Origin of the sequence: Commensalibacter sp. Nvir, assembly GCF_963921845.1 — a bacterium.
Taxonomy (GTDB): Bacteria; Pseudomonadota; Alphaproteobacteria; order Acetobacterales; family Acetobacteraceae; genus Commensalibacter.
The window spans coordinates 1-10,832 of sequence record NZ_CAWUGZ010000089.1 but is presented as its reverse complement, the minus strand read 5'-3'; the positions used below and the strand labels follow the sequence as shown (position 1 = coordinate 10,832).

Annotated in this window: 14 protein-coding genes; 4 read left to right on the top strand and 10 right to left on the bottom strand. The window is 36.3% G+C overall.

Annotation, left to right across the window (positions count from 1 at the left end):
• Positions 1-13: 13 nt before the first annotated feature.
• Positions 14-1,147: a succinyl-diaminopimelate desuccinylase gene (gene dapE / locus AABE15_RS06030; RefSeq protein WP_338330386.1), complete on the top strand. Its 1,134-nt coding sequence runs from the start codon at positions 14-16 to the stop codon at positions 1,145-1,147.
• The gene (locus AABE15_RS06025) at positions 1,144-1,806 is read left to right on the top strand and encodes a hypothetical protein (RefSeq protein WP_338330385.1); all 663 of its coding nucleotides are present in this window, start codon (positions 1,144-1,146) and stop codon (positions 1,804-1,806) included. Before dapE ends, AABE15_RS06025 begins: the two co-directional genes overlap by 4 nt.
• Here AABE15_RS06025 and truA read toward each other — a convergent pair.
• Genes truA through def form a run of 3 tightly spaced genes read right to left on the bottom strand, consistent with a single transcriptional unit; the run spans position 1,803 to position 4,055 of the window.
• Complete coding sequence (gene truA, locus AABE15_RS06020; RefSeq protein WP_408870259.1) at positions 1,803-2,585, bottom strand: tRNA pseudouridine(38-40) synthase TruA; 783 nt, start codon at positions 2,583-2,585, stop codon at positions 1,803-1,805. The two genes, AABE15_RS06025 and truA, sit on opposite strands and share 4 nt — an antisense overlap.
• Positions 2,576-3,514 carry a methionyl-tRNA formyltransferase gene (gene fmt / locus AABE15_RS06015; protein ID WP_338330383.1) on the bottom strand — a complete coding sequence of 313 codons (939 nt, stop codon included), beginning with the start codon at positions 3,512-3,514 and terminating at the stop codon, positions 2,576-2,578. The genes truA and fmt overlap by 10 nt, the downstream gene beginning before the upstream one ends.
• Before the next feature lie 19 nt (positions 3,515-3,533).
• Positions 3,534-4,055, bottom strand: coding sequence for a peptide deformylase (gene def, locus AABE15_RS06010; RefSeq protein ID WP_338330382.1), 522 nt, complete (start codon positions 4,053-4,055; stop codon positions 3,534-3,536).
• Between the two features lie 222 nt (positions 4,056-4,277).
• Between def and AABE15_RS06005 the strand changes: the two genes are divergently transcribed.
• Positions 4,278-4,793, top strand: coding sequence for an Hsp20 family protein (locus AABE15_RS06005; protein ID WP_338330381.1), 516 nt, complete (start codon positions 4,278-4,280; stop codon positions 4,791-4,793).
• Positions 4,794-4,843: 50 nt separating this feature from the next.
• Positions 4,844-5,110 carry a DUF1150 family protein gene (locus AABE15_RS06000; RefSeq protein WP_338330380.1) on the top strand — a complete coding sequence of 89 codons (267 nt, stop codon included), beginning with the start codon at positions 4,844-4,846 and terminating at the stop codon, positions 5,108-5,110.
• A gap of 60 nt (positions 5,111-5,170) precedes the next feature.
• Here AABE15_RS06000 and hpf read toward each other — a convergent pair whose 3' ends face one another.
• The 7 genes from hpf to AABE15_RS05965 form a co-directional block, all read right to left on the bottom strand.
• The gene (gene hpf / locus AABE15_RS05995) at positions 5,171-5,773 is read right to left on the bottom strand and encodes a ribosome hibernation-promoting factor, HPF/YfiA family (protein ID WP_338330379.1); all 603 of its coding nucleotides are present in this window, start codon (positions 5,771-5,773) and stop codon (positions 5,171-5,173) included.
• A 157-nt stretch (positions 5,774-5,930) separates the two neighbouring features.
• The gene (gene lptB, locus AABE15_RS05990; protein ID WP_338330378.1) at positions 5,931-6,710 is read right to left on the bottom strand and encodes an LPS export ABC transporter ATP-binding protein; all 780 of its coding nucleotides are present in this window, start codon (positions 6,708-6,710) and stop codon (positions 5,931-5,933) included.
• Between the two features lie 22 nt (positions 6,711-6,732).
• Positions 6,733-7,701: an LptA/OstA family protein gene (locus AABE15_RS05985; protein ID WP_338330377.1), complete on the bottom strand. Its 969-nt coding sequence runs from the start codon at positions 7,699-7,701 to the stop codon at positions 6,733-6,735.
• A gap of 4 nt (positions 7,702-7,705) precedes the next feature.
• Positions 7,706-8,488 (bottom strand): LPS export ABC transporter periplasmic protein LptC, encoded by a 783-nt coding sequence (lptC, locus tag AABE15_RS05980; RefSeq protein ID WP_338330376.1) that lies wholly within the window; start codon positions 8,486-8,488, stop codon positions 7,706-7,708.
• Entirely contained in the window at positions 8,485-9,477 is a 993-nt protein-coding gene (locus tag AABE15_RS05975) for a KpsF/GutQ family sugar-phosphate isomerase (RefSeq protein ID WP_338330375.1), read from the bottom strand. Before AABE15_RS05975 ends, lptC begins: the two co-directional genes overlap by 4 nt.
• A gap of 79 nt (positions 9,478-9,556) precedes the next feature.
• A complete protein-coding gene (locus AABE15_RS05970; RefSeq protein ID WP_338330374.1) occupies positions 9,557-10,219 on the bottom strand; it encodes a ribonuclease D in 663 nt (220 codons plus the stop codon).
• A gap of 75 nt (positions 10,220-10,294) precedes the next feature.
• The gene (locus AABE15_RS05965; RefSeq protein ID WP_338330373.1) at positions 10,295-10,729 is read right to left on the bottom strand and encodes an EVE domain-containing protein; all 435 of its coding nucleotides are present in this window, start codon (positions 10,727-10,729) and stop codon (positions 10,295-10,297) included.
• Positions 10,730-10,832: the final 103 nt, after the last annotated feature.

Here is a 10,832-nt window from a genome sequence, read left to right as displayed (position 1 = left end):
GTACCAATAGTTTATGATTGATCCCGTCCTGCTTTTACAAGAATTGATCCGGTGCCCATCCATTACGCCTCTTGATGCAGGTGCTCAAGATGTTCTCAAAAAGAAACTTAATGAATTGGGATTTGAGATTTACAATTTACCTTTTGGTAAAGGCAAAGACAAAATTGTCAATTTTTTTGCCCGATATGGGAAAGATTCTCCCCATTTATGTTTTGCAGGCCATACGGATGTTGTCCCTGCTGGTGCGTCTGAATGGAAAAGTGATCCGTTTTCCGCAACTATAGAAAATAATATTCTGTATGGACGGGGCGCCTGCGATATGAAGGGCGGAATAGCAGCTTATCTTTCAGCAGCGGAAGCCTTTATAGTAAAAAATAAAAGTTTTAAGGGATCGTTAAGTTTTTTAATTACGGGAGACGAAGAAGGTTTAGGAATAAATGGTACTGTTAAAGTTTTGCAATGGATGAAAGACCATGACCAACTTCCTGATTTTTGTATTGTGGGTGAACCGAGTTGTATAGAACAGTTAGGAGATACGATTAAAATAGGTCGTAGAGGAAGTTTAAACGCAGTTATTAGAGTCGAAGGCTTGCAAGGGCATGTTGCTTATCCTCATTTGGCAGTTAACCCTGTTCATCAGATGATAAATATTCTTTCCTCGTTAATTGATCCCCCTTTAGATGCAGGAAATGAGTGGTTTCAGCCCTCTTCTGTGCAAGTTACAAGTGTTGATGTTAATAACACAGTGACTAATCTAATTCCACAAGAGGCTCTAGCCAGAATCAACATACGCTTTAATAATCTGCATAAGGGTGCTTCATTAAAAAAATGGATCAATATGCATTGCCATCGAATAACTGATAAAGTTAGGGTAGACGTGTCAATTTCTGGAGAATCTTTTCTGACAAACCCTGGGAAAGAGGTGCACACTCTGATAAATGCTATCGAAAATACAATGGGGAAGTCGCCTAAATTGGATACGAATGGGGGAACTTCAGATGCCCGATTCATATCTCAATATTGTTCTGTTGCAGAATTTGGATTGGTAGGGCAAACTATGCATAAAGCAAATGAATCCGTACCTATTCATGATTTGATACACTTAACTGAAATTTATTATAAATATATGGAATTATACTTTCAATGATATCGAATTCCTCAGAACCGTCTATGCAACGTACCGAACAAATAAAAAATGTATTTCGTGGTATGATTTTATTAGGTAAAGGTAGAGCAGAAGGTATTAATCTTTTTATTAATTCCAGTGAAAGCCTTTTAAATGCCTTGGCGCCGTGGATAGCTTTTTCATTTGTTACAAATATTCTTATTCCTTTAAGCTCTTACAATGTACAGACGTCTAAAACATTATTGCTTAATTTAGGTTTTTTTCTCGTTAACTTGTGTGACGTTATTGTATCTATTGTTATTGTGCAATGGTATGCTAATTTTTGGCAAAAAGGAAATGTGTGGAAAAGGGCTGGAACCGCTATGTTATGGTGTAGCTGGTTGCCAATTATTGATTTTTTATTTTTTGTTATGCTTGCGACTATTTTATTTTTATCTTCCCTAAAAATTCTGACCGCATTTATGCTCATTATTGCTATTTCCTGTATTGTATATACAATTTGGCTTATGTGGTTTTCCATTATGCACGGCTTACAAATCCGAAAAAAACAATCCGTATTGGTTGTACTCAGTATTATTTCCACCAAGGTAGTAATGAATCTTTTGTTCATAATGTTGAATTACAATGTTATGATTCAGTATCTCAATATGTTTAAACAAACGGGTATGATAATGCATTAATCTATAAAGAGATTTTGTGGATAAATAATTTCTTTTAAGAATAAACCAGTAGAAGGTGCGGTTATCCCGGCTGCTTTTCTGTCTCTTTTTTTAAGGATTAAGAGAGCTTGTTCTTCGGGCCAATGCCCATCCCCAATCATTTTAAGAGTTCCAACCATATTTCTTACCTGATGATGCAAAAACGATCGTGCTTCTACGTGAAAAAAAATACGATCGTTTTTTTTTGTTACATCAAAACGATCAAGAATTTTAATAGGCGATTTGGCTTGACATGCCGTTGCCCGATAGGAGGTAAAGTCGTGCCTGCCTAAAAGATGTTGAGCAGCAGCATTCATTTTGTTTACATCAAGAGGTTTTCTTACGTGCCACACATAATTTTTTTCTAAAGCAGGTCGACTATTCCGATTTAAGATAATATATACGTATTTTCTTTTAAGTGCGCTAAAACGCGCATTCCATTCTAAATCAACTAAGCTAGCATTCAAAATTGAAACCGCATGGGGTTTCATATAGTAGTTCAAACCTTCACATAGTTTTTTTGAAGTCAATTTTACACATGCCGGAAAATCAAGATGCGCAACTTGGCCAAGTGCATGTACACCCGAATCTGTGCGTCCTGCAGTAATACTGTTAATAGTATAACGATTGTTGCATATTTTTTGGGCTGCTTCTTCAAGTACTTGCTGTACAGACAGTCCTGATTTTTGTATTTGCCACCCAACAAATCCGGTGCCATCGTATTCTATTTTTAAAGCCCAGCGTTGAATATTCACTCGCATATACCTAAACGTGTACCAACGTGCAGTATATTTCCTCTAAGATAATTTTCGACGGTCATAGATCTTTTGCCAGCAGGTTGAATTTCAAGAATTTTTATTGCTTGATTTTGACCACAAGAAACAATGAAACTTGGATCTATGATAGTACCGGGTTCAAAATTCGTATTTAAATTGAAAGGTTCAGCTTTAATTATTTTTAATAACTGATTTTGATAATAGGTAAAGGAACCTGGCCAGACAACAAATGCTTTAATTTGTCTAGCAATTTGCTCTGCTGTTAGATTCCAATCAATTTTGCCATCAATTTTTGATAATTGTTTAGCATAAGTAATCCCATCATGAGATTGTGGTTTAGGAAATAAACGAATTCCAGAGTTTAGGCTATTTATAAATTGAACGATTAATTGACTGCCTAAAAGAGCTAGATCATCGTGTAAAGAGATATAATCCGTAGTAGAGTAAATATTTATGGGTTTTGCTAGATAAACAGGACCTGTATCCAGTCCTTCTTCCATTTTCATAATAGTTATACCTGATTGCTTATCCCCTGACCTTATGGCGTTTTGTATAGGAGCCGCACCTCGCCATCGAGGTAAAAGACTTGCATGAATATTAACACAGCCGTGTTTTGGCAGAGTAAGAATTTGGGGAGGAAGAATAAGTCCATAAGCAGCAATTACAGCGATATCAGCATTAAAGGATTTGAATTTGTTGAATTCTTGTTCGTTATGTTTCAGTGTTATAGGAGTAAAGACGGGGAGGTTGAGTTGTTCAGCTGTTTGCTGTACTGCACAAGGTGTTAATTTTTTTCCTCTCCCTTTTGGTCTTGGTGGTTGGCAATATACCGCAACAATTTCGTTTTCTGTACGGTGCAAACAGGTTAAAGCTGGCACAGAGAACTCTGGTGTCCCCATAAAAATAATACGCATGGTGCTATCCCTCTTTGATCTATGGCGTGTGATTTTTTTTCATGTCTTTAATGATTTTACGCATAATCATATTACGTTTAAGAGAAGATATATGATCCACAAACAAAATACCGTTTAAATGATCAGTTTCATGCTGTATACAACGTGCCAACAAGCCTTCCGCATTCATTTCTTCGATCTGGCCTTCAATGTTCATGAAACGAAGTGTTATGGTATTGGGCCGTATGACTTCAGAAAATTGTTGTGGAAAAGATAAACAGCCTTCTTGCGATTCAGAGCATTCTTTAGAACGTTCGATAAATTCTGGATTAATTATAATGTGTTTGTCTATTTTTTCACTGTTACTTAAATCCATTACAAAAAAGCGGAGGCCAATACCTACTTGAGGGGCTGCTAAACCAATGCCTTCAGCTTCATACATTGTATTGAACAAAACAGGAATGAGCTGTCGAACCTCAGGTAAATCTTTTGACTGAACAGTTAATGCTTTTTTTCTTAAAAAAGGGTTGTTGGCAAGAAGTATAGGAAGGGTTTTGGGCACGTTTAAACCATTTGGGAATGTACAATGTAGAACGGAAAAGAATTAAGTAGAGTTCTTATATAAATCCTAAGTTTATGAATACAATATTTTAAATGAATGAAAATATAATTTCATAAGTATCTTGTATCCCTTTATAGGAGTATCATATTATAGAAAAGCAGATGCCGCAATGGGTCTGTATTATTTAAACGTCTCGCTTCAGTTAAAAGGAGGGGGCTTTTCATGTCAGGAAGGCTTTTTACATCGCCTATGTTCCTGGGTTTTGATCATTTAGAACAAATCTTAGAACGGGCTGCAAAATCTACTTCAGATGGTTATCCGCCTTATAATATCGAACAAATTGGTAATTCTAGTTTACGTATAACGCTTGCAGTTGCAGGGTTTATGATGGAAAACCTTCAGATTACACAAGAAGATAATCAATTAGTTATAAGGGGTAGACAATCGGAAGACTCTCAAGAACGTATATTTCTTTATAGAGGAATAGCTTCTAGACAATTCCAAAGAGCATTTATATTAGCAGAGGGGATTGAAGTTGAAAGTGCCTGGTTAGATAACGGGTTATTACATATTGACATTACGCGCCCACAGCCCGAAATGAAAATACGTAAGATCGAAATTGCACAAAATTTTTCCTCTAGAAAAAAGACTCAGCAATCAAAATTCTCTCAAAAACATACCGTGCCAGAGTTGCAACGTTTCGATAAAGGCATAAAAGCATTAACGAAAGAAAAATAGATAAGCGTTCATAAAATAGAAATTGAATGTATTAGCGAAGGATCTTGAATATGAATAATCAAGATAAAGAAGAAAAAGTAAGATTAACGGCCACCAAAGAACAAGGTGATGTCGTTGATATTAGGAATTTGACGGATTTTCAGTTAAAAGCCCTTGGTATAGCTCAGCTAGCTTATGTAAAGACGATCCTAATCAATGGCGAGCAGGCATTTGCTATCCATGCTGCAGATGGAACGCCGATGGCTGTGGCGGATAACGAAAAAACAGCTTTTGCTGCAATTTTACAACACGAGCTCGTTCCTGCTCTTGTTCATTAAAAGGGTTTAAGTTGTGATAACGAACTTGGAAGAGGAGTTACAACCCTCTTCCATTTTAGTTTACGAATTAATTCCCGAATCCAGCCAAACAATTTGACTGTTTTTATGTTTATATACGACATTAATACGTAAGTTTTCTGAGTTCTTAAACATTAATACAGGTCGCTCAGAAAGATCGAGATGCATAATTGCTTCATTAATGGTTAAGGTTTCAATATCAGTAGATTTTTCAGCAATAATTCTATTGTCTGTTTTTTGTTCAATATGTCCATTTGCGTCTTCATTATTTAAAGATAAATCTTCGTCATGTATGGATTGTAAAAGATATTGTCTGCCTTCTAAAAATTGTTTAGGAATGGCTTGTCGATCCCTTTGACGTAATAATCTGCTTTTGTAACGTCTTAAGCGTTTAGCGATATGTTCAATTGCTTTATCAAAAGAGTTTTTAACGTCTGAAGCAAACCCTTCGCTGCGTATTGATAGTTCTCTAGAAACATGAACATGTATCTGGCAAACGAAGGATGAGGGGGCTTTATTAAATGTTACTGAGGCTGCAATAACTTTATCAAAATATTTTTGAGTGGTCTTTTCTAATGTTTCCTCGATTTTTTGACGAAACCATTCAGGTATTTCTATTTTTTTTCCAAAGATTGAAGTTTTCATCAGGAGACTCCATTTTAACTAGGTTTTAGACTCGGCTTAAATAAACAGTTCTTTATTTTCTGCTGATTTAATTAGAGAGTTCCTAATATTAGAATACGTTTCAAATGGAAGTGCTGCAAGGTTATTTTTTGATTCTTAAAATCTTACATAATTGGGATTACATTGAAAATTTTTCACCCAAATACACCCTTCGTACCCCTTCGTGGGCTACTACTTCGGATGGAGCACCTTCCATTAACAATTGTCCATTGTTCATAATATAAGCTCTATCAATAATTTCTAAAGTTTCTCTAACGTTATGATCAGTTATAAGAACACCAATTCCTCTATCCTTTAAATGAGATACAAGATCGCGTATTTCGCCCACGGCAATCGGATCAATACCTGCTAAGGGTTCGTCAAGTAAGATATAATTTGGATCACTGGCTAAGGCTCTAGCGATTTCAAGTCGCCTTCGTTCACCCCCTGAAAGAGAAAGAGAAGGAGAGCGACGAAGATGGGTGATACCGAATTCAGCGAGCAAACCATCAAGTGTGATTTGTCTTTTATCATAATCTGCCTCAACCACTTCAAGGACAGCCATGATGTTTTGTTCAACGTTCAGCCCTCTGAAAATGCTAGCTTCTTGTGGTAAATACCCTATTCCTAAACGCGCTCTTCGGTACATGGGAAGTTTAGTAATTTCCGCGCCATCAAGCATGATAAATCCTGTGTCGGGTTGAACCAATCCAACAATCATGTAAAAGCTGGTTGTTTTACCTGCCCCATTTGGTCCAAGCAACCCTACTGCTTCGCCTCTATGTACTTTAAGCGATACATTTTGTACTACTTGTCTTTTTTTATAAGTTTTCCCAATATTACTAGCTATCAAACCGATTGTGTCTTTATCGCTGTGAGTTATAGGTGTTTGTTGAGAAATGGTTTTATATGTGTTCATTGTTTCATCGTATTTGACATTATTATTTAGATTTAGGAGCTGGGCTTGCTTCATTAGGAACAATAAGACCTTGTACTCTTTTGCCAGCATTTTCCGTCATATGAGCAATTCCAGTGCGCATGTTAATAATAGCGGCATGACCATTTAATTGATTGGATCCACGAGTTATTTTTACATTACCGATGACACGTGCGATAGCTATATTAGGGACATAAACTCCTCTATCCCCTCGGATTGTTTCCGTTTGTGTTCGAACCACAACGTTACCAAAAGCATTGACTTTTTCAAGTTTGCTTGATTGAGCTAAATCATCGGATGATTTTTTACTGGTGGGATTAATGTTTTTTTGATCTGATTTTTGATCCGATGGCGCACTATATCCAACCAATACATCCGCTTTGATACGACGACCGTCTTTAATACTCGTGACGGTTGCATCACCACGACCTACGGACATGCGAGTCTGAGAATGGTATTCCATAGCATCTTTTGCTGTCATAATATTTTGAGGGGTAGTTAGCTTCATATTTTTCCCTGTCAAAACCAAAGTCGCTTGGTCAATATCATATACAGCTTTATCCCCCCATGCTTGATCGGTATCGGTATAAATATGAACATGACCAAAGGCGTATAGGCGATAGATTTCATTTGATCCGGAGTTGTCTTGTGTTGGATCGTTGATTTTTGAGGGTTTTGATGATGCTTGATTCTGAGCTGACGGTAAAGAGGGCATATTTTGCTGAGCTTTTTTTCGATAAAAAGCTACTAAGCGATCAGCAGTTACCGTGACATTTCCGCGAATTGCTTTTGCTTGTTCGTAGGCGGTTACAGTTTTAGCATTCTGATCCCAATCAAATCCCCCTAAGGCAGTAACCGTAATTTGTCCACCGTGAGAGAGATCAATATCTTGAGCGTACAAAGAATTGAGTGAAAATAAATTGCTTTGTATAAAGATACATAGAGTAAAAAACAAAATATGTTTAGTGTTCATATTTTTATCCCGTTACTTTAGAAGCGTTGGGTTGTATCTTAGAGGATGAAGAGCTCGTACTTTTGTCATCGTTTAAAATTAATTTACCTGGCCCTTTGAATTGTGCAACCCCTTCATGGATGTCCATAAAATAAGCTTGCGCATCCAGTTGACCGAAAGGACCTTCTGCGTGAATCCAATTGTCAGCGGCTACCACTGAATATTTTAGCGAAATGGTTGAAATATTGCTGTACATAAATAATCCATCATTACGGTACAAAACTACATTACCCTTCAAATCTAAATTCTGTTCATGTTGTGCATACACTCCTGTATCTGCAGATACTTCTACCCAATCATTATTTTGTAATAATAAATCTGCTTTTGGATGGGTAAGCAATATTAGATTGTTATTGGATGAGTTTTGTATAACTTTATTAGAAGTAATGGTATAAGGGCTATTGTGGTCGTCTACTCCATGAAAAACTGCTCCAATCATCGTACCACTTTCAATTTTGATTCTGGCGAGTTGTTTGAGAACCTCTTTGTTGGTGTTAATAAATCGATCAATCTCTGGCCAAGTGGCAATTGATCCAAGAAGAATAAGAGCTAATAAAGGTAAAATCCATTTCGTGTATTTTATAAGTTGTTTTCGTCGTCGAATCTCTTCGGGTTTAGGAATTTTTCTCTTTCGAATATTGAACGATTGAGATTTATGCCTGAGATGTCCTTTTTTAATTTTGAAATCATTACGATCTGTTTTAGACGATAAAACATTTTCTTCTACATCAGTTTTTTTGTCGTTCATGCAATTCCTGCTCGAAGCAAATCATGAATATGAATGACGCCAATAGGAATTCTGTTTTTATCGACTATAAAGAGACAGGTAACAGGATGATTACGATTATTCATTAGGTGTAACGCTTCTGCTGCTAATAAATCTTGATCAACAATTAAAGGATTGCGATTCATAATATCTTTTGCAGTTAATGTTCTTATATCCTTGTCAATTGTTCTTCTGAGATCTCCATCCGTTATCAGTCCGATAAGGCTTCCGTCTTTTGTAGTAATACCTATGCAGCCCAAGGCTTTTCGTGTCATTTCCATTATAGCTTCATGGATAGGCATGTTTTCAGATCCTAAAGGAATTTCTTCTTTTACGTGCATGAGGTCGCGGATAATTTTTAGTCTACTGCCAAGCCGGCCTCCTGGATGGTAGAGACCAAAATCTGAAGCAGTAAAATTTCTTTTTTCCAATAAAGCAACCGCCAACGCATCCCCTATTGCAAGCTGTATAATTGCACTTGTAGTTGGAGCAAGACCAAGAGGACAAGCTTCATTAGATTTAGGTACAACCAACGGTATAGTAGCATTTTTAGCTAGTGTAGAGTTGATATTGCTTGTTATTCCAATAATTTTTATATCAAATCGTTTTGTGTGAGCAACAATATGGGAGAGCTCTTCGGTTTCTCCTGATGCGGATATGGCGATAATTATATCGCCTGGCTGTATCATACCTAAGTCACCATGGGCGGCTTCTGCAGGATGAACAAAAAAAGAAGGCGTACCTGTCGAAGCAAGGGTCGATTGTATCTTTTTAGCAATATGGCCAGATTTTCCAATACCTGTTAATATAACCCTTCCTTTATTATTATCTAATAAATTGACGGCGTTAATGAACATAGTAGAAAGATAAGAATCTTTTTTTAAAGCTTCAATTAAATCCTGAATACCTTTAATTTCGGCACTTAAAGTTTTGCATGCGGATTGAATAGTGGTGTGTAAAAAAGAGGTCATTAATTGTAAGTATTCGTTTTTAAAAACATGAGCAATTGATTATAAAGGAGTCGTTTATAGAGTGCAAATATAACTAAATCTAGCTTTGGTGACTGAATATATCAACCTCATCATAACCCAGCATATCTAATTCAGCTCGTGTAGGTAGGAAAGAAAAGCAAGCTTCCGCAAGTTCTAGTCTTTGTTCCCTTATAAGTAATTGTTTTAAACAATCCCATAAATTATGTAGATATAAAACATCAGAAGCAGCGTAGATTTGTTGCTCCGCTGTTAAAGAAATTGCTCCCCAGTCGGAAGTTTGTTGTTGTTTATTGAGCTCGATTTTTAATAAATCTTTACACAAAGAGGCTAAACCATGCTTGTTGGTAAATGTTCTGGTTAATTTAGCAGCAATTTTCGTACATATAACATTTTCCATTCTCAACTTTAAGGCATATTGTAATATTCCAATATCAAAACGCGCAAAATGCATTATTTTAGTGATACTTCGATCAGTCAGTAATTTTCTGAGATTAGGGCAAGCATTATAGCCTTTCCCTCCCATTTGCTGGGGAATAAAGTGCACAAGGTGTACTTCATTATTTTTACTGGACAATTGAACCAAGCATAATCGATCTCTATACGGGTTAAGGCCCATTGTTTCGGTGTCAATAGCTACAGTGGGACCAATGTCAATTTCGTTTGGTAAGTCGTGTTCATGAAGATGTATATATTCAGGTACGTTAGAAATAATAGGGGGCATAGTTAGATCCAAATCATAATTTTAGCATCAGGGTTGTTGAATGTTTAAGGGATCAAATTAAAAATATGGATAACATTAATAAGCATTTTTAAGCTGCTCTGGATTTAGTTTGCCTAACCTGCAGATAATTTGCCACTCTTTATTTGTTATGGGCATCACAGATAGACGGGGTTGTTTAAGTAATGCTATGTTTTGTAAGGGTTGGATTAAATTTATCTCTTCTAAAGTTACAGTTTTATTTAATGGACAGACCGTTTTTACATCAACACAGCTCCATTTTTGCTCAGCATCCGTGGGGTCTGGATATGATTCTCTAACTATTTTAACAATTCCAACAATTTCTTTGTCTTTAACGGAATGATAAAAAAAAGCTAAATCGTTAAGTCGCATGGCTCGTAAATTATTTCGAGCTTGATAATTTCGAACTCCACTCCAAGGTTCAATATTTTTTTTAAGTTGGTCTTGCCATGAATAAGAGCTTGGTTCTGATTTTATCAACCAATAAGCCATGAATGATTCCAATTTATGAGGGTGTATTAATTGCGAAGATATTAAGTAGTAATTCATTTAGTAAAGAGAGTGTATAGTACAGTAAAAATATATAGTTTTAATG